Here is a 24,588-nt window from a genome sequence, read left to right as displayed (position 1 = left end):
CGATCTTAGTAAATAGATCTCTATTGGTGCAGCTTGTCCGTTAATTGTGGCTGACGTTCGAGTGCGGTGTACAGTGCAGCCTCGAAGAGATCGGTTGCATCCTCCCAGGTATAATGTATCACCGTGTCCAAAGCAGTCTCCGACATGGCCCGCCATTCGGCATCAGATAACTGACAAATCTGCTCGATCGCGAGTGCCATATCCTTCGGGTCTCCTGGCTTGACAAGTATTCCACCCCCGCCAGCTAGGAGTTCCGGAGCCGCGCCAGCAGGAGTGCCGATGACTGGAGTGCCACAAGCCATCGCTTCTAAAATTGGCAAGCCGAAGCCTTCGGTGCTGCTGGCAAACAGCCAAGCATCGCACTTGCTGTAAAGTTCTTTGAGTTCGTCTTGACTAGGTATCCTATAATACTCAATATTATCCTTCAACAAATCCGGAGGAGCGGTTTCGCCGGAACCAAAGGCAACTAAACGAAGGTTGGGGATTCTTTGGGCCGCTAGCTTGAAAGCTTCAATGGCAAGAGCAAAGCCTTTCCAAGGAGCTAGAGAATAGTACATCCCGACTGTGGGAACTGACTGCTTGCCCCGCCGCTGCCCCGATCGCGAGAGAGGGTCGTAAAACTGTCTGGTGTCTACAGTTGGAGGCACCAGAGATACAGACAAATTCTCAAATTCATCCCTAGCCTTGTCTTCCAGCCACTTAGCGACCGCAATTTTGTGCATCGGCAGCCGCCAAGTTGCATCTACTCGATCTTTTGGTGTGTAGTCAAAAGCCTCGTAGTGTTGAAGAAAATATACTTTCGCTCCTTTGCTCGGGGACAGTTTAGACACCCACTCGGCAGTTTCCCACCAAGTAGCCATGATAATATCGGCATCAGGTACGTCACTGTCGGTAACTGGACGGTAGGTTTCGATCACTCGACTTTCGAGATCCTTTACATTATCAAAATAACACCATTCTTTCACCGGAGCGGGTTCCCAGCCCTTACCTCTGACCACAGAGCGCAATTGTTGCATTAAAGTTGGTCGTCCGTGGGGTGTAGAGACGAGACATATTTTGTGTCCTCGCTGTTGGAGAATTTCTGTGTAGATAGATAAAACCCTCATGCCACCTGTAAGGGCAAGGGTAGGAAGGACAAAAGTAATTTTCATGAGTAGATGCTGAAGATGAACGCTGGTTTATAATAAATCTCCATCACATAACAGATACTTCGCACTTGCGAGCCTGTGGTTGGCTGTTTTGAATGATGCTGCTTGCTGCTGGAGGGTCTCGTCACTTGAGTTCTTGCCTCTCCTACTTTGTCGTCAGGCACTTTTGGCAATTAGAAATTGCCAGATGTGTGAGGAATAGACAAGTCTAACCTGTAACGGCGCTAGCTTTAAAACCTCCCTTGCACTGGGCTGGAGATTTTTGCCTGCGGTAACATTGAACCACTATTATATCCATGCGGTCAGACTTCGTGTCGAGACTGCTGGGTAGAAAACAGGACACGGGCGATTTGAGTTTTGGCAGAAGCACCCCACCAAACGATCATTGAGTTCCTACGGAAAATCCCGCGATCGCTTGGATAGCTAGCGCAGAATTTCAAATTGCTGCTAACACATCAAAGCTTAACTCTTTCCAGCGCCGCTGAGACCTCCGCATAGTGCTGGGGAGCCATAGTAGGGAGAACAGGAAACTATGTTAACTTCACGCTGTTGAGATTTCTCTACAGCAACTTTCAATCCTGCTTCAAAATAATCCGTGGCATCTTCCCAAGTATAATTGGTGACCTTAGCATAGGCAGCTTCGGACATGGCTTGCCACTGGGCATTGGACAACTGACAGATAGATTCTATGGCTTTTGCCATTTCTTCGGGATCTTCTGGTCTTACAAGTATGCCAGTACCGCCACTCAAAATTTCAGGAGCAGCGCCTGCTGGGGTACTGATGACGGGAGTGCGGCACGCCATCGCTTCGATAATTGGCAAGCCGAAGCCTTCAGAGCGACTCGCCAGCAGCCAGGCATCGCATTTACTGTAATAATCTTTGAGTTTGTCTTGGTCTGGTCTAATTACATACTCGGCATTGGCTGGTAGCGGCAATTCCGAGGATGGGGCCTCTGTACCGAAGGCAACCAGACGCAGGTTGGGGATTTTTTCAGCGGCTAGGGAAAAAGCTTTGAGCGCGATGTCGGTTCCTTTCCAGTAAATTGTAGAGTACATCATGCCAATGGTAGGAACCGATTGTTTGTGGCGGGGGCAGGCATAAAATTGCTTGGTGTCAACGCTCGGAGGAGCTGAGGAAACTTGGCGATCGCCGTATTTAGTCCGAGCTAGCTTAACTAACCAGTCAGAGATCGTAATTTTGTGCATGGGCAGCATCCAGGTTGCTTCGACTCTACCTTCAGGTAGATAGTCAAAAACTTCGTGGTGCTGGATAAAATAAGCTTTAGCTCCTTTGCTCGGGGAGAGTTTGGCTACCCACTCGGCGGTTTCCCACCATGTGGCAACTACTACGTCAGCATCAGGTACATCTTTGTCCTCTACCGGCCGGTAGCGATCCGTAATTTTGTGTTCTACACTCAGATTATCGAAAAATGATGGCTCGTTTTCAGGTGTCGAAATCCAACCCCGTCCCCGCAGCAGCGACTTGACTTGCTGGCGCAGACTCGCTTGGGCGTGGGGTACAGAGATGACGAACACGGAGTGTCCTCGTTGTTTCAAAAGTTCTGCGAAAACAGATACTACTCGTATTCCACCAGTCAGACACAGAGTAGGAAGAACAAAGGTGATTTTCATGTTTAACTCCCGCTGGAGAATCCGACTCGGTTTCGACGCTGCGATGAGCGCGCTTTGTGAGAGCCGACAGGAAAGAGGGGCGGGTGAATATTAATTACCGCTTTCCCGGTGTGGACATAGAATCAAACCTAGCGACTGTTCGCAACACCCCATTATCGAGCCACAATTTCGCTGTCATTCAATTTATAGTAATGATGGATCCGAGCCTAAAACAGTTCCGGGAGGGATATTTTTTCCGGTCTGCGAAAGTTACTTCTCAAGACAGATACCCGATCTAACATCAGCTTTTTTCGCGCCACACACGAAGCTCTACAACACTTCCTGCCTAACATAACATCACTTGCCTTACCGAGAGAGAGGTACGGTAAACCGAAACTCACCCAACTTTAGTGTTGGGGAAAGGTAGCCAGCGTCACAATATTTCGGAGATTGACAATCGCCGTCGGGAAAACTTTCTCCTAAAAATTTATTAAATTAAATTATTAGTTATAAAATGTTGATTTCCGATAGCTATCATCCCTAGAAATCAGGAGGTTTTACTCGGGTTTTTAAGTGACTGTACGCTCCGTATAGCTTATTAAAAAATATGGTTTTCTTTCGGGATTCAGAGATGTGATTTGCTCAAATACCTGCACGGACGCGAGCTAATCCAGAAAGGGATCGCGGGAATGACAGTCATGGATAGGCTAATCAGGAAAAACCTGGTTTTTTAACTATTCCTGGCTCTTTGTTGTCGTAAATGTCTGAAAAAACCTTTCGATGCGTCCGGGACTGCTGAAAAAGGTAGGTTTTCCAATCGCTACAGAATATATAGTTTCATTGGTATCAATTTAATTAACTGCCTGAGTTTTGAATTTTTTAAGGGCCGGCGATCGCCTGAAAGTATCCCCAAAAGTGACTGCCACTTCTCCACCGAGTATGTAGCGTGCGGAACTGGTGTCTAAGTAATTACCGTAAAAAACAAGTTCCCCCAATTACCTAATGACCGCGTAAATATCAAATAAATTCTCAGGGTACAGTGATATAGATCGTGGCAACCTTGACTCTTAAGTAGTATGCCGAGCTTAGCGGTATGTATCAAACGAGTTTGCTTACAAAAAAATCCTGTTATGAAAGAATCATTTGTCCTGAGGATCGCGAATTAAATAATTTAGACATATTTGTGGGATGGGCGGGAGAGCCCGTCTTTAAAGGACGGGCCCGACGCCCATCCCACAATCACAATAAAAAAGGTATAGCGGTTTTCAGAAAGATGAGGTATGGCTGACAGCTTATTATAACCACTAAACCAAGAGGGCCCAAGCCCAACTACGTCCGCGAACCTTTTTGAGAAGTGCTATAAGTTATTTAATTTTCATTCCTTAGTTAGCGATTCTGAATCACGATTGGTGTAATTTTGGGAGTTGTGCTGCTGATGGTGACAACGATATAGTTTGCCAGTTTTTACACAGCAAACATTATGCGATCGCCAGCGCAACAAAATCTCTAATTTCAAACAGATGTATTCACACAAAGCATCTCTCGGTGGGAACAAATGAACTTTCAATTGTTGTGCAGCATCAGTTAAAATCCCAGCAGCGTCGAATACGGTTGAGTTAAGAGATCCCCGCAGTCATAACGATGTGAAAAATAGACACGGAGATTGCTTTGGATCCCCATGGCTGCGGACAAAAAGTGTTAGCCCAAGGGTATTGGGCTATAGTTGCTAAAAAAGTGGCTAGTTAAAGAGGATTTGCCAAGCAATAATTGCCAGGGCTAAATCGGCGATCGCATGGCTGATATAACTAGGCCACAGCGAACGGTAAGTTAGATAACAGTGCGACCAAATTATCCCGGCGGTGAAGACGGCGAATGAGCCTAAAATCACAGCGCGCCAGTCGCTGTAGGCTGCGATTACAAAAATGTGGTGGAGGGTGAAAAATAGCGAACTGAGAAATATTGCTGGTTTTCCCGGTGTCAGAATCTGGCATTTGTTGCAGACAAACCACCGCCAAGTAAATTCTTCTATCAGCGAGTTAACTAGCACAAAATATGCTTCAACAATTAAGTAAATATTTTGGCTGTTCGTTCCCAATTGGCGAGCTTTTTCTTTGGCTGCTACAGGGTCGATCCAGTGCTGGCCGAAAAGGCTGTAGATACCCACAATTACCGCAAACATAACTATTCCCCAAATGGCTCCAGCCCGCAATTCTCGGTGCTTGGGGAGGGATAAATGCAGTTTTTGCCGATCGACTAAAACACACCAGGCGATCGGCAAAAGGAGCAACCAAAGTTGACACAAGGCTGATACTGTTTGTCCCCAGCTTCCGGGGGCAATATACAAGCCTGCTATTATACCAATACTCGCAGCGGGGACGAGCAGTGTGAGAGCTAAGAGTGCTGTTTTGCGATCGCCAATTTCCAGCATTTTTGACGCTCCATTAAAAAATTGGATTGAGATCGAAGCTCAAAGCTTGGTAGCTGATGACAGGTGATACCAGTTTCACAAAAAAATGCAACTGTAGGCAAGCCCGAAATCCTTATGCAGTCAGTAATTTCCAATTCTTCAATCTCAAATCGAAAAATGGAAAATCGTTTGTCCGGGTTGCTTGCTCAAATATTGTTGATTGGTGCGGATCCATGAGATTTTCGCTCTTTTTTGAGGATGGTTGATGGCGGCACACCCTACAACTACGGCTTTGGATAAATTTGGGAAATTGGTATAACATCCCAAAATATGCAGTTGCACAAAATTGAATAATCAGCGATTCAAGCCGTTTCGGCAACAACAAAATGTTCGTGCAAGAACATTTTGATTGTATGTTTGCATTTGCTGCTCTAAATATCATAATATGATTTAATCCCTAGTAGCTGTGTATTTTGGCCCAATGGCGATCGCAATCGATTTTGGAACTAGCAACACCGTCGTCGCTCGCTGGAATCAGGCCCTCCAGCAGCCGGAAACTTTGAAATTACCGGGATTGTCGGCAATCTCGGTGCAAAATCCGCCCCTAATTCCCAGTTTGCTCTACGTTGAGGACGCTGCTCAAAGTAAAGTCATACTAGGTCAGCAAGTCCGCGACAAAGGCCTCGATCTGAGTGGAGATTCTCGGTTTTTCCGCAATTTCAAGCGGGGAATTGGCACTTCCGTGCAGGGTTTTGTGCCGGAACTTGACGGGCAAATTGTTGATTTTGAACGAGTCGGCGAGTGGTATTTGAGCCAAATTGTCAGTTCAATTCGCGAACAGCCTTTGTCGGTAGATTCTTTGGTTTTTACTGTGCCGGTAGATAGTTTTGAAGCTTACCGCCATTGGTTGGGTAAAGTTTCTGAATCTCTGCAAGTAGAACAGGTGCGGATGTTGGATGAACCTACGGCTGCTGCTTTGGGTTACGGTTTAGCCGATCGCGAAATTCTGTTAGTGATTGATTTCGGCGGCGGTACTCTCGATATTTCATTGGTGCGCCTCGACGTTAATGCCAACAAAAAGCCTTTGGGGTTTTTGCTGAAATGGGGCGAAAAGTTGTTAGCTGAATCTTCTGCACAAAAGACAAAAGTTGCCAGGGTTTTGGCTAAAGCCGGACAAAATTTAGGCGGTTCTGATATTGATAATTGGTTGGTTGACTATTTTGTTAAAACGAAAAACTTGGCAAAATCTCCGATTACGACGAGATTGGCAGAACGGTTAAAGATTCAGTTATCTTTGCTAAATAAGGCTGTTGAGGTTTATTTTGATGATGAAACTTTTGATAGTTACGAATTAGAATTAGACCGAGATGGCTTTGAATCTATCCTCGCCGAACATCAGTTTTTTGACAACCTCGACGAGTGCATGAATCAAGTATTGCAGCAAGCGCGGCGCCAAGGCTTAGAAATTGGCGACATTAATGCGGTTTTGCTGGTTGGTGGGACTGTCCAAATTCCGGCGGTGCAGCGTTGGGTGCAGCAATATTTCGATCGGGCAAAAATTCGGTGCGACAAGCCCTTTGAGGCGATCGCCCAAGGTGCTCTACAATTAAGTCAAGGCATAGAAATCAAAGATTTTCTCTATCACAGTTACGGCATTCGCTACTGGAACCGCCGCGAAAATTGCCACAGTTGGCACAGTTTAATCAAATCCGGTCAGTCTTATCCGATGACCGAACCGGTAGAATTAGTTTTGGGAGCTTCTTTAGAAAATCAGCCGAGTATAGAATTAATTATCGGCGAATTGGGAGCGGAAACTGGCGGGACGGAGATCTATTTTGACGGCGACAGGTTAATTACTCGCCAACTCGCCGGGGAAAGATCCGTACAGCCGCTAAATGACAAAGACGGAGCTCGCAGTATCGCGCAATTGACGCCGCCTGGGTATCCGGGGAGCGATCGCGTCAAAATTTTCTTCCGCGTTGACGAACAGCGATTTTTGCGGATTACTGTTGAAGATTTGTTGACCAATGAAACGTTGTTAGAGGATAGACCAGTGGTGCAGTTAAGTTAAGGTGTATTTCTAATTATAGGTTCGTAGTGAGGACTTCAGTCCTTTCTTTTCTAAGGTGTATTTCTAATTACAGGTTCGTAGTGAGGACTTCAGTCCTTTCTTTTCTGAGGACTAAAGTCCTCACTACGAACCTATTAGTTAAATCTCCGATTTGTGCACCACTACCGCCGTCCCCACCGAGGCCCAATTGAACAGCCATTTAGCGTGATTTACAGCTACATTTGTGCAGCCGTGAGTGACGGGATTGCCAAACAAATTGTGCCAGTAAGCGCCGTGAATTGCATTGCCGCCGTCGTAATACATTGTATAGGGAACGTCGGGCACGTCGTAGTCATCCCCAGTCATTCTAGTAACGCGATGTTTGGTTTGGATGGCAAAGGTTCCCGTGCGGGTGGGAGTCGATGATTTGCCGCTGGAAATAGTTACCGCATAAACTGGTTTATTTCCTTCCCAAGCTATGAGTTTTTGTCTTGACAAATCAATTTCAATCCAGCGCTGACTGGATTGCTGCAACTGCATGATTCTATTGGCAATTATGTTGCGCTGTTCGCCGGCAAATGCGGTCATTGAACCGCCGCAGAAGGCAGCAACTGTTAGGGCAAAGCCTGCACAGAAAGTTCCTGCGCGGCGCAAGTAAGTTGAGTTGATAATTTTGTTCATTCCTCACACCCAAGACGATTTTAGATTTTAGATTTTAGATTTTAGATTTTAGATTTTAGATTGGTAGACTTTCACACCTTGTTGTACTATTTTAGATTGTAGATTTAAGATTGGAAACAGGGCTTAACAAGTTGTTAAGTTTTGGGTGAGAGTTCGGGCAATTTGGACGATCGCCCCCCAATCTCGATTTTTCACTAAGTGTTTGGGAAATAAGTCTCCGGCTAAACCAACAGCGATCGCCCCAGCGTCAATAAATACCTTGGCATTTTCCAGCGTCACCCCGCCCGTGGGAATCAAAGGAATGTCGCCCAGAGGGCCAGAGAGGCTTTTCAGGTAAGCAGCGCCTCCCAAACCCGCGATCGGAAAAACTTTCACGCAGGTAGCACCTGCTTGCCACGCCGTCATAATTTCTGTGGGAGAAAAAGCACCGGGGACGATCGGCACTCCGGCGTCAACTGCTGTTTTAATCATGGTTACATCCGTGTGGGGAGTAAACAGAAATTGAGCGCCGCAGTCTATTGCTTGGTGCAACTGTTCTAAGTTTAATAAAGTACCGGTGCCAATACTAAAAGTAGGAAATTCGGAGCGGAGTTCGGCAATTAATTCAGCAGCTTTGTGGGTGTTCCAAGTAATTTCAATAAACTGAATTCCGCCTGCTGCTACCGCTGATGCCATCTGCCGAGCGAGTTCCTTTTCGGAGGAACGGATAACTGCGATCGCCCGGTGTTTTTTTAGTAGTGTCAACCATGATTGATGATTCATGCGATTGAAGAATTGAAGAATTGAAGAATTGAAGAATTGAAGAATTGAAGAATTGGAAATCACTAATAATTATTATGGTATGGTTTGGCTCACGCGCGTACAGTTGCCTTTTTTGGGAAATTGGTATCATTCTGACTAGAATATAATTTTAGTACACATTACAAACTTTGATATATGCCAAACTACAATATGCGCGGCGTTCAATTTTTAACCGACATCGGATAATTTCAAATATCGAGAATTGTCGCAGCGACGCACCCTACTATTTACTGATAGCGATGAAACAGGTGCGTCGCTATGAGATTGTCCATCTTTTTTGAGGATTGTCGGTGGCGACGCACCCTACGGCTAAGTTTAACAGCATCTCCACGTTGCTTCTCTCTACAAAAAAAAGTAAACTAATATTGTAGTGTCTGCTGTAGGTGCAGCCTCCTGCGGCAAATTTTCTGGGAGACCTCATGAATAATTCAGATGCAGCTACTCCTCTCAAGTCCCACCGAGTTAGTCGATTATTAATGCAGTTCGCTTGGGCTAACGTATCGTTAAACATTGTTTCCCTGCTTTTAACTTCGCTGACAGCAATTGCACCAACGATGGAAGCGCCGCTTCAAGGTTTGCAGCAGATTTTGTTGATTGTTACAATTCCTGTCGCCTTGATTTTGATCGTGCTTTTGCTAGTCTGGCTCTATCGCCTGCACGTCGATCTCAAGGTTCTTTTCAATGATTATCCTATCACCCCAGGAGGAGCGGTGGCAAGATTTATAATACCTATATACAGCATTTGGGGAATTTGGAATACACTCTCAACATTTGCCAACAGATTTAATCAGGAAGGGGGAGAATCAGCAAAGTGTGCCGAGTATATAAATCCCCTGAACGGAGGGTTATATGCTTTAACTATTACCTCAAATATATTGAACCGCGAATATTCAAGAATCCAGAGGGAGAGTCCAGAAATAGAGCCTTTATGGCTGTTCTTGCTTAACGATTTAGTAGCTCTGGGTTTGTCGTGCTTGTTATTGCTAATGGTAAAAAGTATGAGCAGTGCCGTTGTTGCCAAAGCTCGCCAGCCAAAATAAGGCATGACAATCAATATTTAGTAGGTAGCGGTAGGGTGCGTCGCGATCGCATAATTTCAAATATCGAGAATTGTCGCAGCGACGCACCCTACTATAAAAAATCGGGGCGATTCCAGACAATCCCAGAAACACCCCAATTACCGATTTTCAGGTTTAGATTAAATCTAAAATCCCAAATCCCAAATCTAAAATCAATTAGGCAATTGTCGCCATCTTGACATCGCTGTTAGCTAACAAATTTTGCAATTCATCAGCATCGACAGTTTCCTTGTCAACTAGCATATCTGCCAGGGCGTTCAGCACGTGGCGGTTGCCAACCAGCACGTCTTTAGCGCGCCGATAAGCTTCTTCTACCAACAAGCGGACTTCATCATCGATCGTAGCTGCGGTTTCTTCAGAAAAGTCCCGTTCGGCCATGATATCGCGACCCATGAACATATTCCCTTGCTGGCGACCCAGGGCTACAGGGCCTAGCCGATCGCTCATTCCGAAGCGAGTCACCATTTGCCGCGCTACTCTTGCCACTTGTTGCAAGTCATTGGAAGCGCCAGTCGTGACTTCTTCCTCGCCGAAGACAATCTCTTCAGCAATGCGGCCGCCCAAGGCTACCGCCATTTGATTTTGCAAGTAAGAGCGAGAATACAAGCCAGAATCCATGCGATCTTCGCTAGGTGTGAACCAAGTCAAACCGCCAGCGCGGCCGCGGGGGATAATGCTGATTTTCTGTACGGGGTCGTAGTCGGGCATCAGAGCGCCGACTAAAGCGTGACCGGCTTCGTGGTAAGCTACTAAGGTTTTGCGTTTTTCGCTCATCACGCGGTCTTTCTTTTCCGGGCCGGCGAGCACGCGGTCGATCGCATCGTTGACTTCATCCATCGAGACTTCGGTCAAATTGCGGCGGGCGGCCAAAATTGCTGCTTCGTTGAGCAGGTTTGCCAAATCCGCACCGGTGAAACCCGGTGTCCGGCGGGCGATTTTTTCCAAATCCACGTCTTTCGACAAGGTTTTGCCGCGGGCGTGAACGTTGAGAATTTCGAGGCGGCCTCCGAAGTCGGGGCGATCGACCACAACTTGGCGATCGAAGCGACCCGGACGCAGCAGCGCAGCATCCAGCACGTCGGGGCGGTTCGTAGCAGCAATCAAAATGATGCCAGTATTGCCTTCAAAACCGTCCATTTCGGTCAGCAACTGGTTCAGGGTTTGTTCCCGTTCGTCGTTACCACCGCCCAAACCAGCTCCGCGCTGGCGGCCTACGGCGTCAATTTCATCGATAAATACGATACAAGGAGCGTTTGTTTTAGCTTGTTCAAACAAGTCGCGGACGCGGGAAGCACCCACACCTACGAACATTTCCACAAATTCCGAACCGGAAATGCTGAAGAAAGGAACGCCAGCTTCTCCGGCGACTGCTTTGGCGAGCAAGGTTTTACCTGTTCCGGGAGGGCCGACTAGCAGCACGCCTTTGGGAATTTTTGCTCCGACTGCGGTGAAGCGATCGGCATTTTTCAGGAAGTCCACGACTTCAGCGAGTTCTAGCTTGGCTTGTTCGATGCCGGCTACATCGCCGAAAGTCACCTGAGTTTGAGGCTCCATTTGGACTCTAGCTTTCGATTTGCCGAAGTTCATGGCTTGATTGCCGGGCCCGTTTTGGGCGCGCCGCACCAGGAAAAACAGTCCCACCAAGAGCAGGATCGGGAAGAACAGGCTGCTGAGGGCTTTTACCCAGAAGCCTTCGTCGTTTTGCGGCAGAACTGAAATATCTACCTTATTTTTGGTCAGGATGTTAATCAGTTCGGGGTCGTTAGGCAGGTTGACGATTACCTTGCTGCCGTCCTGAGCGGTTACGAGAGCTTTGCTGCGATCGGAACTGATATTTATTTTGTCTACTCTGTTGCCTTCGACTTCCTGAATGAATTGGCTGTACTTCCAAACTTCCCGACTTGGGGGCTGTTTGTCAAAAAATGCGGTTGCTAAGGCAATGACTACAATAGCCAGCAGTGCGTACAGTCCAGCGTTTCTCCAGCGTTTATCCACCGAGGTCGATCCTCCTAATTATTTAGTCCCTGTGATTTGGGATTTTTTATTTATCTTAATCAATCTTAACGTAATTTTGACAATCCCCCGCCTAAAAGCCAGGGGATTCTTTCGTCAAAGGGAGCGCTACCGCTTTACCCTCAGAAAGCATCTTCACCGTGTGTCCCACGGCTGCAAGCCCTCGAATGAGAACCACTTGAGCGGCTGCGACATCTCTATCCGTCGTGTAGCCGCAATACTGGCATGAGTGAACCCGTTCAGATAATTCCTTTTTACCCGTTTCAGTGAGGCAATTAGGGCATATCTGACTTGTTTTCTTGCTGTCCACATAAAGGAAGAACACCCCGCGCTTACGGCAACACTGCTCTAGTATCTGGAAAAACTGACCCCATCCAGCATCTAGGCAGTGCTTCCCTAAAAAGCCACGCGCCAGTCTCTTCAGGTTTAAGTCTTCTAAAAATATCATCCGCGCCAAGTCACAAAGATTGTGGGCTACAAGCCAGTGATAGTTTTTCCTGACATTGGCAATTCGCTCATGCAATTTACTGACTTTGACCTGAGTTTTTTTACGGTTACTTGAGCCCTTGACCTTTCTTGATACACTCCGTTGCAGCAATTTAAGCTTGCGTTCGAGTTTCTTAAAAGGTCGTGGATTAGGGAACAATATACCGTTAGAAGCCGCAGCAAAATGGCTAATGCCAACATCAACTCCAATGCCTTCACCATGAGGCATGACATCAGGGATTACTACGTCCCACTGCAACGTCAACATGGCAAACCAACCGCTGGCGCGTCGGACTATGCGAACTTGGCGTAGGGTTGCACCATCAGGTATTTCACGGGACTGGCGAAACTTAACCCAGCCAACCATAGGTAGTTTGATAGTGCTGCCCTGAACGACGTTTTTTCGCAACTGGGGAAACACGAAAGAGCGCATAGTTCCCGGCTTCTTAAATCGGGGAAATCCATGTTTTTGCTCCCACATACTCACAAATGCTTTCTCAAGTCTCAAGAGTGTTTGTTGTAGGACTTGAGACTGTACCCGTTGCAAGTTTGAGTTAGTCTTTCGATTAGCGGTTAGCGACTTGCATTGACTTGCATAAGTTGGTCGTTTGGTCTCGGCGGGGATTGTGTATTCAGACCGGAGGGAGCAAGCGTTAATTTGGCAACTACGGGACTTAAACCAATCTTTGCGTTCAGTCAGCGCGTGGTTATAGACACGGCGACACTGTTCAAGCCAGTCCGTGAAAATAAATACTTGCTCTGATGTTGGCTTAAGTTTGAATTCGTAAGTTAGATTAAGCACTTGCATTTCCTCCAACTTCTAGTATATAGCTAGTTTAAGAAATACCAGGATGTTTCTTAAGGTAGCTCAACCTATAAAAGCCGTCTAACAAAGGACGGGACTTTAAACTCTTGTCATTACCCACATTTTTAAATCTGCTAAATTTCTCAAAAAGCAAATTTTGAAACCCCCTATTCTCTCGTTATTCATTGTTTTTTATTATCAATAGTGCTTGACTAATGATAATAGCTGGTCTAATACCTTTACGCTGAAAAGGTTTCAGGAGATGTGGGTAATCACAAGGGCTTTCAACCCATTTTCTCAATAACCTGTTTTTGTGTTGTGAGGAATCCCGGCAAGGGCGATCGCTCCTCTGAGGTCGTGGAAACCGAACGTTCCTTCACTTCGTCAGGAGATGGGAGTGGTGTCCTTAGGAGTTGCATATAGTATAAAGTAAAAATTGTCAAGCCTTTAGTCGAAGTAATCTTGAGGGGGCGGACTCCTGATAATATCTCTGAGTCAGGGCTGCATTGGTGTAGGATGTTCCTGTTTATTCACTCTTCTGTATATATAACGATCGACCCTTGAAAAACCGTCCGAAGATTTCAAGCCTCAGCATTAAAACAGTCTAGCCTAGCGCACTACCATCACTTAGGAATATTAGAGATTGAGTTAAGAGAGAGATATATTCCGCATTCCAAATTCCAATACAGACAGTCACTTGAATAACCTTGTAAATTTAGATAATCAAAATGAAGTGCAATATTTGTGATTCCCCAACAAACAGCTTGGCTGTGGCTACGGTACTAAAAAAATATAACGTTGAGTATTTTCAATGCTCAAATTGCGGATTTGTTCAAACCGAGGAACCGTACTGGCTTGAAGAGGCTTATTCAGAAGCCATAGCTAGCAGCGACGTGGGAATGTTATCGAGAAGTACGATGTTCTCCACCGCAGCCAATAATATTATTTTTAATTTGTTTAATCACCGCGCTAAATTTTTAGACTACGGGGGCGGCTACGGTGTATTTGTGCGGATGATGAGAGATTTAGGATTTGATTTCTTATGGCACGACAAATATTGCAAAAATATATTTTCACAAGGCTTTGAGGCAGACGAGAACAGCAACTATCCCTACGAATTAGTCACAGCATTTGAAGTATTTGAGCATTTTGTTAAGCCGCTGTCGGATATCGAAAAAATCTTCAAATATTCTCGCAATATTTTATTCAGTACCAGACTGCTGCCAGCCAACAATCCCCATCCCAGCGAATGGTGGTACTATGCCCTAGATGAAGGTCAGCACATTTCTATTTATACCAGCAAGGCACTCTCTATAATTGCCGAAAGATTCAATTTAAAATTTTACTCTAACGGCGATTCTTTGCACCTCTTGACAGACAAGGAAATCCCGCATCAACTTTTTCAAAGCTTATCATATTGTCAAGAGCCGGAATTGAAAAAAGCCTCATTACTCCAACAGGATTACGATAAAGCTCTGAGAAAAATTGCAGAGAGAGAAAACCGCAAATCAATGAAAAATCCAGCAGCCCTATCTCCTAAAAATTTAAAAAAGATTGTGATTGACGGCGTATTTTATCAGCTCAACAGTACCGGCATTGGTCGCGTCTGGACATCGCTGCTAGAAAATTGGGCAGAAAATGGTTTTGCTAAACAAATTATAGTTCTTGACAGAGCGGGAACAGCCCCCAAAATTCCCGGCATCCAGTACCAGAATGTCGCCCGCTACGACTACAACAAAACCGATGCAGACCGCCAAATGCTACAGCAAATCTGCGATGAAGAAAATGCAGACTTATTTATTTCTACGTATTATACAACGCCCTTGTCAACGCGATCGGTATTCATGGCCTATGACATGATTCCCGAGTTGATGGGACAAAATATTGCTCATTCTGAGTGGAGAGAAAAGCATTGCGGTATCCGCCACGCCTCAGCCTATATCGCCATTTCAGCAAATACAGCCCGCGATTTAGTTAAGATTTTTCCGCAGATATCCTCAGCTTCTGTCGCTGTAGCGCACTGCGGAATTGACGCCAATTTCTCGCCAGCCGACAGCGAAGAAATCGCAGGTTTTAAGTCAAAGTACAGTATTGCTAAACCCTATTTTCTTTTGGTAGGCGAGAGGGTAGGCTGGCACGGTTACAAGAATGGGATATTATTCTTCAAAGCCTTTTCTCAACTTGCCAATAAGTTTGACTTTGATATAGTCTGCACAGGCGGCAAATCTGTATTAGAACCAGAACTGCAATTGTATTGTTCTGGAATCGCTGTCCGCACGGTGCAACTCAGTGACAGCGAAATGAGAGTTGCTTATTCGGGTGCTGCGGTATTAGTTTATCCGTCGAAATATGAAGGCTTTGGATTGCCAGTCATCGAGGCCATGGCTTGCGGTTGTCCAGTCATCACTTGTCCAAACGGTTCGATTCCAGAAGTAGCAGGACAAGCTGCGGTTTATGTAGGCGGTGATGATGTCACCGGGCTTGTCAATGCTTTGCGGGAAATACAGAAGCCTGCTGTCCGCAACTCATTAATTGCGGCGGGGTTAGAGCAAGCTAAGATGTTTTCCTGGTCGAAAATGGCTGCAACTGTTAGCTCTGTTTTGGTTCAAGTAGCCGATCGTTCCATTCAACCACAAGCTGAAGCAAGCTTGCAGAGCGTATCAGCCAATTATGACGCATTGCAGCCTGTCCAGTCGGTTTTTAAAGTATCTGCGATCGTTTCTACTTACAATTCCGAAAAATTTATTCGCGGCTGCTTGCAAGACTTGGTAGATCAAACGCTGTACAAACAAGGCGAACTGGAAATCATAGTCATTGACAGCGCTTCCCAACAAAATGAACAGTCTGTGGTGCGGGAATTTCAAGCAAAATATCCGAACATTGTGTGCGATCGCACCCCTGAACGCGAGACCTTATATGCCGCCTGGAACAGAGGCATCAAGATGTCGCGCGGAGCTTACATTACTAATGCTAACACCGATGACAGACACCGCCCAGACGCTCTAGAAATCATGGCGAAATACTTGGATGAAAACGCCGAAGTAAGTCTGGTTTATGCTGACCAATTAATTACCGCGGCAGTTAACGATACTTTTGCCAAAACCCAAGCCGAAAAGCGGTGGAATTGGCCGGAATTTTCCTATAGCGAACTGGAACGCCGCTGCATTACAGGTTCTCAACCGATGTGGAGAAAATCGCTGCACGACAAACACGGCTATTTCCGAGCAGAATTGACTGCGGCTGGCGATTACGAATTTTGGCTGCGGATTGGCAAAACCGAAAATATTGTGCGTCTCTCAGATATTCTCGGTTTGTACTGCGCCAATCAACAAGGTTTAGAACACGGTTCAGGGCGATCGCAACAAGAAACGCTTAAGATATGGAATGAATACGGCATCATCCGCCGAGGTATCAAACCCACCACTACCGTCCCCGTTGCAATCTCTCCGTCACAGCTAAACGCCATGCCCTACCGCACCCCCGAACCAGCACTCGTCAGCATCATCATCCCCTGCTACAACCACGCCAATCTACTCAGAGAAGCTGTTGAAAGTGTTGCCAATCAAACCTATCAAAATTGGGAGTGCATCATTGTCAACGACGGCAGCACCGATGATACCAGCAACTTCGCAAATTATTTAATTCAATTGTATTCTCAAAAAGCGCTGCGCCTCATCGACAAACCCAACACGGGGCCCGCTGATTCCAGAAATATTGGTGTTGAAAATTCCTCAGGAAAATTCATTTTATTCCTAGATGCTGACGATAAAATTCATCGCAAGTTTTTAGAGGAGTGCGTAGAAGTTTTATCCGCGAAACCGGAGGTGGGTTTTGTCTATACAGATGTGCAGCACTTCGGAGCAAACTGCGATTTAGTAAACCACGGCGACTTTGAACCCCATAAATTTTTGAGAGACAATCAAGCCCCCGCTACTTCTTTGTTTAGAAGAGAAATTTACGAGCAAGTAGGCGGCTTGAAAAAAGTGATGAAGCTGGGATGCGAAGATTGGGAATTTTGGATTTCTGCCTATGAAAAAGGCTGGCTGGGGCATCGTTTAGCTCAGCCTTATCTCTACTACAGGCAACACGGCGACGGCTCTAGCAGAACCCAAAAAATGGCGGGAGAACGCGCAAAATTAGACTTGATGAGAGCTACAATTGTTCGCCTGCACTCTCAACTTTACAAACCAGAAGAAGTGCATTGGTCAGAACAAATTTTTCAGCAACACGGCAACTTGATTGCTGATGAATTAGCTCAGCTTAATAAACCTGAAGAATTTTTAGCTTCCCTTCCTCAATACTTGGGAGAATACCAAAAAGACCAAACTAATCAAGTTGCTCTCGCTCACATCCGCCACAGCCGCCGACAACTTGCCGATTATTGGCTGAATCTACCCGCAGAACAACTAGAAACTGCCTACTCCGGCGAGGCAGGCAAGGCACATCAAATGCTGCTAAACAGCACTATCAAATATGAAGCAATAACAGATACTGAACAGAGTTTAGTCTGTCAACTAGAAACACATCTATCCCGGGGAATTAAAACTCTGAAAGATGTTGGCTACTTACTAGCAGCCGCTCTCTACCGTCGTGCCGATCAGTTATTGCTAAAGTATGAAAATGCAGCTATACCCAATTGGTTTGTTAACGACTATCTCAAGTTTATGTTTGCCGCGCCGACGCTCTTTCAAGAACTAGGAGAGGCTGACAATTATTGCCGCTACGTGCAGGGATGGGTTAGTTACGTGCACCGCAATATATTCCAAAACCAAAATTCACAAATTTGGCAGGACATCGCCTGGTTTTTCACTCAAACCGCTAACTTTATCCCTTTGTATTTCAATAGCGAAAACCTCAAGCAAGTCTACACCAAACGGGCAGAAATTATTGAATTCGCGATGAAAAATCGCGGGGCTGCCATTGATTGCATTTTTCCGGCAAGGCCTGCAAACAGACAGAAAATTCGCGTCGGAGTTCTGACTAAGCATTTCGGGGCGATGACGGAAACTTTCGCGACTTTGCCTGCTTTTGAATATCTGAATCGAGAACAGTTTGAGATTATTTTGTATGCTATCAATCTGGATGGCAATAAACTAGAACAGTATTGCCAGAGTCGGGCTGACAGGCTGGTGCAATTGCCGAGTGATTTGCCAAGCCAAGTTCAGGCTATCCGCGCTGATGACTTAGATATTCTGTTGGTTGCTACGAATATTACTGCTGTCACTCATCCGATTAGTTTGCTGGCGCTGCATCGATTGGCGCGGGTACAAACTACTTGTTTTAATTCTCCTGTGACTACGGGAATGCGCCACGTTGACTATTATATTGCTGGCAAGTTGATGGAACCTGCTATGGAGGGACGCGCGCATTATCGCGAGGAATTAGCAACTGTTGATGGCTTGGGTTGCTGTTTTAGCTATACCCTCGAACCCTATACTCCTAATGTTCAACTGACTAGAAATAGTCTGGGGATTTCTGAGGAGTCGGTTGTGTTTGTTTCCAGCGCTAATTTGTATAAGTTGCTGCCGGAGTTAAGGGAAACTTGGGCGAAGATTCTGGCGGCGGTTCCTAATTCTCTGCTGTTTTTAATGCCTTTTGGCCCTAGCTGGACTAATTATTATCCAGGGGCGGCTTTTGTGAATAATATGCAAGGAATTTTGGCTAAGTATGGGGTTGAAAGTCAGCGTTTGCGGGTGGTGAAGGCTTTTCCTAACCGTGCGGATGTTAAGGAAGTTTTGAAGTTGGGTGATGTTTATTTGGATTCTTTCCCCTATGCGGGGACTACTTCTCTTGTGGATCCGCTGGAGGTGGGATTGCCAACTGTTGTCAGGGATGGTGATACTTTACGATCGCGCATGGGAGCGGCTGTGGTACGATCGCTCTTGATGCCCGATTTAATCGCCCGTGACGAGGCATCCTACATTCAGCTAGCCGTCAATCTCGCCGCAAACCCGCAACTGCGGCAGCAAAAACGCCAGGAAATTCAGCAAAAAATGCAAGCCAATCCCGCCTGTTTTGACAGTGTTGCATATTCGGGGGCGATCGGCAAATTATTCCAAAAACTCTTTAGCAACTGGCAAACTAGCCACCTAGAAGCCTCCCGCAGCTTGCAGGATAGCATTCCCAAACAGCCAGACTTGGGTGAGAAACTCTTGCATAACGTCCAGCTTTACCAAAGAAACTCATCAAACATCTCAGCAATATCCGAACTCCGCCAAATCCGCAAACAAATCGCTGATTTCTGGCTAAACGTCCCCACCGAAAACCTGGAATCCACCTATAAAAGTGCTGCCGGAAAAAACTATCAAATGCTGCTGCACAGCTACTTTCAACATCAAGCGATGATGGAAGGCGAACAAATATTTTTGCAGCAACTAACCCAGATTAGCAAAGGATTAGTGCATCCTAAAGCTGTCAACGCCTTGCTCGCAGCAATGCTGTATTTCCCGCCGGGAACCATGCGAATTCCCGACGCTCGAAACCGCTTGCCGCACTGGTTAATCGGCGATTACGAACAAGTTTTTGAAACAGAAGATACTGTCGATAATGAGTCAAGTTCTGACTTGCTCGCTAAATACATTCAATCCCCACAATTTGCAAATCAACTATTAGGATGCGTCAATCTTTACCGGATAGATCCGTCGGACGCATCGGTAGTTTTGGAACTCCGCCAAATCCGCAAACAACTGGCTGATTTTTGGCTGATTGTTCCCACAGAAAAACTGGAAAATGTTTACCGAGGGGAAGTTCGCAAAGGATATCAAGCAATACTTAGCTGCGGCTTGCAAGCAGAATCAATGACTGAAATTGAACAAAACTTTTTGCAGCAATTGACCGAAATTAGCAAAGGGTTGGTGCATCCTCAAGCTATCAATGCTCTGTTGGGTGGAATGCTGTATTTTTTCCCTGGAAAAATGCGGGTTTCCGACGCTCGCACCCGCTTGCCGCAGTGGTTGATTGAGGATTACGAAAAGGTGTTTGAAATCCCCTTCGCGGACAATCAACAAACGATTGTCAACCAAGATTATCTGCCGCAGTTTCTCAATCAATTAACTGCCGCCGTGAATCTTTATGAAATTGACCCGACGGCGGAATTGGTAATAGCAGATTTGCAGGAAATTCGCAAGCAAATTGCTGATGTGTGGCTGAGGGTTTCCGGCGAACAACTTGAACTTTTGTACCGGAGCGATTTGGGCAAGGGTTACAAGACAATGCTCGCGAGCGGGTTTATTAACGAGCCGCTGATTGATGCTGAACGTGCTGTTTTGAATTCGTTGGTTGCTGAGTTGAGTAAAGGGTTTGGAATGCCTAAGGCTGTGAATTATTTGTTGGCGGCGAGGCTGTTTTGTCGCGCTGGACAGTTGCAAGTTCAGGATGCGGATAGTTGTTTGCCTGAATGGTTGTTTGAGGATTATGAGGAGTTTGTTGGGGTTAAGGTGGCTGTTGGGTGATTGAGGTCGCAATTTGTGAGATTTGGGATTATGGGTTAATCTCAAATCTCAGGATTTAAATGAACCGCGAAGACGCGAAGGACACGAAGCAAGAGAATAGAAGGGAAGAGAAGAGTAAGAGTTGAGAAATCATTGTCGCTATTGGTAGTAATTCAATTCAATACGAGTTCTGGATGTTGCGGCTCAAATAAGGGGCGTGTTACTTGGCGCAGCAGCACTGTTTCTAAACTGCCTTCTACTACGTCTGCTGCTTCTATTTCTAATTCTCCCCACAAGAATCGATCGCCTTTATTTGGCATTTTACCGAAAGTGTGGATCGCGAATCCGGCGATTGTTTGGTAAGCTTCGTTAATCGGCAGGTTTAACCCGAGTTTTTCGTTGACTGCTGTTACTTCCCAGACGCCGGAAATTAGTGCTGAATGAGCGTCTTTTTCTATCAGAGTTGCTTCGGAAGATGGTAACAGCGGTTCCGACTGTTTACTGGTAATCCAACCTGTCAGCAGCCGCACTGTACCGTTGAGAATTGCTAGCAGCGGCCACAGTATTTTTGAGCAGAGTTCGAGGGCGGGCATCAGCAGCAAAGCGGTGCGTTCTGGGGCGTGGGTTGCTAATACTTTGGGGATGAGTTCTCCTAATACTATCTCGATGTAAGTTACGAAGATGAAAGCTACGGGAACTGCGATCGAGTGCGCCGTCAGCATCGCGGGAAAATGACCGATCGGCAATTTGTCGATCCAGGGCTCGATCCAGTGTACAGTCGCACCCTCGCCCAACCAACCCAACAGCAGACTTCCTGCGGTTGTGCCTGTTTGAGTCACCGACAGGTAATGCGGTATGTTGTTCTGCGCTTGATGGACGAGTTCGGCGGTTTTGGCGGTTTTTGGAGAGTCGGACAACTGGGCGAGTTGGCGGATTTGATGGCGATCGGCTGATACTAATGCTAGTTCTGACGCCACAAAAAACGCGATTAAAAGTGTTAAGCCCAGCAACATTGCTAATCTCAGCAGTGTTTCGGCGACTTCTATTTCCAGACAAGTAAGGTTATTCAAGATAGATATCTAATCTGATAGATGTTTAGGTTAATCATTTCATCTTAGCTTGCAATTCAGATAGATTGACGGCTCCACATATCGGATATCCGCACTACGGGTCTTCGTAAGGTGTGCATTGCACACCCTACAAATAGATAAAACAAGCAATTTGCCATCCATAAATCTATCTTCTGGCCGACGAGAAAAAACTCATAACATATTACGATTCATTGGTGAAAGATAAGTATAAGGAAACCAAATGTCGTGAACTTAAAAACAGTCGTATCGCTGCTAAAACAAACTTTTACTGAATGGCAAGAAGATAAAGCACCAACCCTAGCTGCCGCCCTAGCTTATTACACAGTTTTCTCCCTCGCCCCGCTGCTGATTATCGTAATTGCGATCGTCGGTTTAGTCTTTGGTGCAGACGCAGCCCAAGGTCAAATCGTCGCCCAACTCCAAAGTTTAATCGGCAAAGATGGCGCTCAAACTGTCCAAGAACTAATCCTTAAAGCTTCCGAACCCAAGTCGGGAATGATTGCTACTATAGTTGGTCTCGCTACACTTTTGTGGGGCGCTTCCAACGTATTTACTAACCTCAAAGAAGCTCTCAATACTATTTGGAATGTTTCACCGCCTCCGGGACGCGGCATTTGGGGATTTTTGCAAGACCGCGTATTGTCTTTTGCGATGATTTTAGGCATCGGTTTTTTACTGCTAGTATCTTTAGTCCTTAGCGCCATTTTAGCTGCCGTCAGCTATTGGTTGAACGGCTGGTTGCAGTTACCTGTTGGTATTTGGCAGATTGTGGACTTTGCTATCTCGTTTGGCGTAGTTACGCTGCTTTTTGCCTTAATTTACAAACTTTTGCCCGATGTCGATCTTGCCTGGAATGATGTTTGGATCGGCGCCGCCATCACCTCAATGCTGTTTACGATCGGCAAATCCCTAATTGGAGCTTACCTCGGAGGTAGCGGTATTGCCTCTACCTACGGTGCTGCGGGTTCCTTCGTGATTATCCTGCTTTGGATTAATTATTCGGCTCAAATTCTCTTCTTAGGTGCCGAGTTTACCCAAGTTTGGGCTAACCGATACGGTTCCAGAATGCGAAGTTCGCGAAAGAATCTCCTCAACAGCCAAAACGGGGAATCTTCCGCGCGAAAACATCGAAAAAATTCTTAACATTTGACAATTGGGAAATTTGAGGTTAAAGTCTATCCCCGGCTTTGATAGAAGAAGTCATCAGTCATTAGTCATTAGTCATTAGTCATCAGGAAGGAGGTAGAAGGCGAAAGGCGGAAGGCGGAAGGAAAGAAAAATTTTGAAGGCAATAATTTAGCTTTCTTTTCGCGCACCCTGTAAAATTCTGTCTTTGGGAAGATTTGCTTCTGCTTTCTCCACAGCTAAAACTATTTATCCCGATCGGGAAAATTTTACCTGCGACTGGCGGGATCATCTCGAACAGCAAGCTGAAAGCAGGTTCGAGTTTGATCCCGGCTCAAATCCGGGAAATTCTCTTCACCCTCGTTCATTTCCATTTATTAGATTATCTAGAGTTTTAGCTGCTGCTGGTCTCTGTCAGCAGAAGGAAGTCCTATGTCAATTTTCCCCCTGCAACTTATCCCTGAGGGATGATTTAACCCTCGCGAATTTTGACTTTAATAAAAATTAGCAGTTACCTTGCATTCCCCGCGCAGTAGCCAAAATCGCACATTAATCGGCTGCATTTTTTTAAAATTTTGGTAAACAATCATGATTTCATTAACAAAAAAACCCATGGCCCTGATCTCGGTACACGGCGATCCGGCTGTGGAAATTGGCAAAGAAGAAGCGGGCGGGCAAAATGTTTACGTGCGTCAAGTAGGGGAAGCTCTGGCGCAACAGGGGTGGCAAGTTGATATGTTCACCCGCTCATCCGATCGCGAACAAGCAAGTATTGTCCAGCACAGCCCCAATTGCCGGACAATTCGCCTCGTAGCAGGGCCGCAAGAATTTATTCCCCGCGACGAACTTTACGGATATTTGCCAATTTTTGTTCGCGAATTTCAGAAGTTTCAGTTAGATTCAGGCTTTCAATATCCCTTAGTTCACACGAATTACTGGCTGTCTTCTTGGGTGGGAATGGCGTTAAAAAAATCCCAACCCCTGCGACAAGTTCACACTTATCATTCTTTGGCAGCAGTTAAATACAAGTCGGTTTCGACAATTCCGATGATTGCCAAAACCAGGCTGCACGTGGAAAAAACACTTCTGGAAACAGCCGATCGCGTGGTAGCTACCAGTCCCCAAGAAAAAGAACACATGAGGTCTCTGGTTTCCTCAAAAGGCAATACAGACATCATTCCCTGCGGTACCGACATTCAGCAGTTTGGGTCGATCGCGCGATCGGCCGCCCGCCGCCAGTTGGAAATAGGCCCCGAAACCAAAGTCGTGCTGTACGTCGGCCGTTTTGACCCCCGCAAGGGCATCGAAACCTTAGTCCGCGCCGTCAGTCTGTCAGCGCTGCGGGGTAAAGGCGATTTAAAACTGATAATTGGCGGCGGCTGGCGCGAGGGGGAAAGCGACGGTAAAGAGCGCGATCGAATCGGCAGCATCGTTGAAGAATTAGGCTTGAGCGACATTACCAGCTTTCCCGGCGGCTTGAGCCGAGACATTCTCCCCGCCTACTACGCAGCCGCCGATGTCTGCGTCATTCCCAGCCACTACGAACCCTTCGGTTTAGTCGCCATTGAAGCGATGGCCTGCGGCACGCCCGTAGTCGCCTCCGACGTGGGGGGGCTGAAATATACCGTAGTGCCGCGACAAACCGGTTTGCTGGCGCCGCCGAAAAATGAAGCACTGTTTGCAAGTGCGATCGATCGGCTGTTAGTTGACTCAGTATGGCGCCAGCAACTCGGACAAGCAGGCCGAGTGCGCGTCCAAACCTATTTCAGTTGGGACGGTGTGGCCTCCCAACTCGGTCAACTTTACACTCAACTGCTCGAAAAAGCGGCGATGAAACTTGACCCCGTGAGCGCTTAGTAGT

The 24,588-nt window shown here is 46.3% G+C and carries 13 protein-coding genes; 5 read left to right on the top strand and 8 right to left on the bottom strand.

All coding sequences use genetic code 11. The features are described from left to right. Positions 1-20: 20 nt before the first annotated feature. The 3 genes from JGK39_RS00260 to JGK39_RS00250 all read right to left on the bottom strand — a co-directional run bounded on the left by JGK39_RS00260 (position 21) and on the right by JGK39_RS00250 (position 5,187). A complete protein-coding gene (locus JGK39_RS00260) occupies positions 21-1,151 on the bottom strand; it encodes a glycosyltransferase family 4 protein (protein WP_293247525.1) in 1,131 nt (376 codons plus the stop codon). Positions 1,152-1,610: 459 nt separating this feature from the next. After that, positions 1,611-2,780 (bottom strand): glycosyltransferase family 4 protein, encoded by a 1,170-nt coding sequence (locus tag JGK39_RS00255; protein WP_293247528.1) that lies wholly within the window; start codon positions 2,778-2,780, stop codon positions 1,611-1,613. 1,717 nt (positions 2,781-4,497) lie between these two features. Continuing rightward, positions 4,498-5,187, bottom strand: coding sequence for a type II CAAX endopeptidase family protein (locus JGK39_RS00250; RefSeq protein WP_293247531.1), 690 nt, complete (start codon positions 5,185-5,187; stop codon positions 4,498-4,500). Positions 5,188-5,647: 460 nt separating this feature from the next. Between JGK39_RS00250 and JGK39_RS00245 the strand changes: the two genes are divergently transcribed. Then, entirely contained in the window at positions 5,648-7,237 is a 1,590-nt protein-coding gene (locus JGK39_RS00245; RefSeq protein ID WP_293247534.1) for an Hsp70 family protein, read from the top strand. A gap of 138 nt (positions 7,238-7,375) precedes the next feature. Here the strand turns inward: JGK39_RS00245 and JGK39_RS00240 are convergent, their stop codons facing one another. Together JGK39_RS00240 and JGK39_RS00235 are read right to left on the bottom strand one after the other, a co-directional pair. After that, positions 7,376-7,897: a L,D-transpeptidase gene (locus tag JGK39_RS00240; RefSeq protein WP_293247537.1), complete on the bottom strand. Its 522-nt coding sequence runs from the start codon at positions 7,895-7,897 to the stop codon at positions 7,376-7,378. 123 nt (positions 7,898-8,020) lie between these two features. After that, the gene (locus tag JGK39_RS00235; RefSeq protein ID WP_293247540.1) at positions 8,021-8,659 is read right to left on the bottom strand and encodes a bifunctional 4-hydroxy-2-oxoglutarate aldolase/2-dehydro-3-deoxy-phosphogluconate aldolase; all 639 of its coding nucleotides are present in this window, start codon (positions 8,657-8,659) and stop codon (positions 8,021-8,023) included. A 458-nt stretch (positions 8,660-9,117) separates the two neighbouring features. On the opposite strand from JGK39_RS00235, the gene JGK39_RS00230 reads away from it, so the two are divergent. Further along, on the top strand, positions 9,118-9,738 hold the full coding sequence (locus JGK39_RS00230; protein WP_293247543.1) for a hypothetical protein: 621 nt from the start codon (positions 9,118-9,120) through the stop codon (positions 9,736-9,738). A gap of 195 nt (positions 9,739-9,933) precedes the next feature. Here the strand turns inward: JGK39_RS00230 and ftsH3 are convergent, their stop codons facing one another. Further along, entirely contained in the window at positions 9,934-11,772 is a 1,839-nt protein-coding gene (ftsH3, locus tag JGK39_RS00225; protein ID WP_293247546.1) for an ATP-dependent zinc metalloprotease FtsH3, read from the bottom strand. Positions 11,773-11,863: 91 nt separating this feature from the next. After that, positions 11,864-13,084 (bottom strand): transposase, encoded by a 1,221-nt coding sequence (locus JGK39_RS00220; RefSeq protein WP_366048275.1) that lies wholly within the window; start codon positions 13,082-13,084, stop codon positions 11,864-11,866. A gap of 725 nt (positions 13,085-13,809) precedes the next feature. Here JGK39_RS00220 and JGK39_RS00215 point away from each other — a divergent pair. Further along, positions 13,810-20,532, top strand: a complete 6,723-nt coding sequence (locus tag JGK39_RS00215) for a glycosyltransferase (RefSeq protein WP_293247552.1) — start codon at positions 13,810-13,812, stop codon at positions 20,530-20,532. Between the two features lie 152 nt (positions 20,533-20,684). Here the strand turns inward: JGK39_RS00215 and JGK39_RS00210 are convergent, their stop codons facing one another. Beyond that, on the bottom strand, positions 20,685-21,581 hold the full coding sequence (locus tag JGK39_RS00210) for a CNNM domain-containing protein (protein ID WP_293247555.1): 897 nt from the start codon (positions 21,579-21,581) through the stop codon (positions 20,685-20,687). A gap of 246 nt (positions 21,582-21,827) precedes the next feature. Here JGK39_RS00210 and JGK39_RS00205 point away from each other — a divergent pair, with 246 nt between their 5' ends. Both JGK39_RS00205 and JGK39_RS00200 read left to right on the top strand, forming a co-directional pair. Beyond that, a complete protein-coding gene (locus JGK39_RS00205) occupies positions 21,828-22,745 on the top strand; it encodes a YihY/virulence factor BrkB family protein (RefSeq protein ID WP_293247558.1) in 918 nt (305 codons plus the stop codon). A gap of 570 nt (positions 22,746-23,315) precedes the next feature. Further along, entirely contained in the window at positions 23,316-24,584 is a 1,269-nt protein-coding gene (locus JGK39_RS00200) for a glycosyltransferase family 1 protein (RefSeq protein WP_293247561.1), read from the top strand. The last annotated feature ends 4 nt before the right edge of the window (positions 24,585-24,588 follow it).

Origin of the sequence: Microcoleus sp. PH2017_12_PCY_D_A (assembly GCF_020738565.1) — a bacterium.
In the GTDB taxonomy this organism is placed as follows: Bacteria; Cyanobacteriota; Cyanobacteriia; order Cyanobacteriales; family Microcoleaceae; genus Microcoleus.
The sequence above is the reverse complement of the archived record's forward strand: the minus strand, read 5'-3'. Positions and strand labels throughout refer to the sequence as shown.

Coding starts and splice junctions, on each gene's coding strand:
- JGK39_RS00245 (WP_293247534.1), top strand. CDS start 5,648: ATGGCGATCGCAATCGATTTTGGAACTAGCAACACCGTCGTCGCTCGC.
- JGK39_RS00220 (WP_366048275.1), bottom strand. CDS start 13,084: ATGCAAGTGCTTAATCTAACTTACGAATTCAAACTTAAGCCAACATCA.
- JGK39_RS00200 (WP_293247561.1), top strand. CDS start 23,316: ATGATTTCATTAACAAAAAAACCCATGGCCCTGATCTCGGTACACGGC.
- JGK39_RS00240 (WP_293247537.1), bottom strand. CDS start 7,897: ATGAACAAAATTATCAACTCAACTTACTTGCGCCGCGCAGGAACTTTC.
- JGK39_RS00260 (WP_293247525.1), bottom strand. CDS start 1,151: ATGAAAATTACTTTTGTCCTTCCTACCCTTGCCCTTACAGGTGGCATG.
- JGK39_RS00235 (WP_293247540.1), bottom strand. CDS start 8,659: ATGAATCATCAATCATGGTTGACACTACTAAAAAAACACCGGGCGATC.
- JGK39_RS00255 (WP_293247528.1), bottom strand. CDS start 2,780: ATGAAAATCACCTTTGTTCTTCCTACTCTGTGTCTGACTGGTGGAATA.
- JGK39_RS00230 (WP_293247543.1), top strand. CDS start 9,118: ATGAATAATTCAGATGCAGCTACTCCTCTCAAGTCCCACCGAGTTAGT.
- JGK39_RS00250 (WP_293247531.1), bottom strand. CDS start 5,187: ATGCTGGAAATTGGCGATCGCAAAACAGCACTCTTAGCTCTCACACTG.
- JGK39_RS00215 (WP_293247552.1), top strand. CDS start 13,810: ATGAAGTGCAATATTTGTGATTCCCCAACAAACAGCTTGGCTGTGGCT.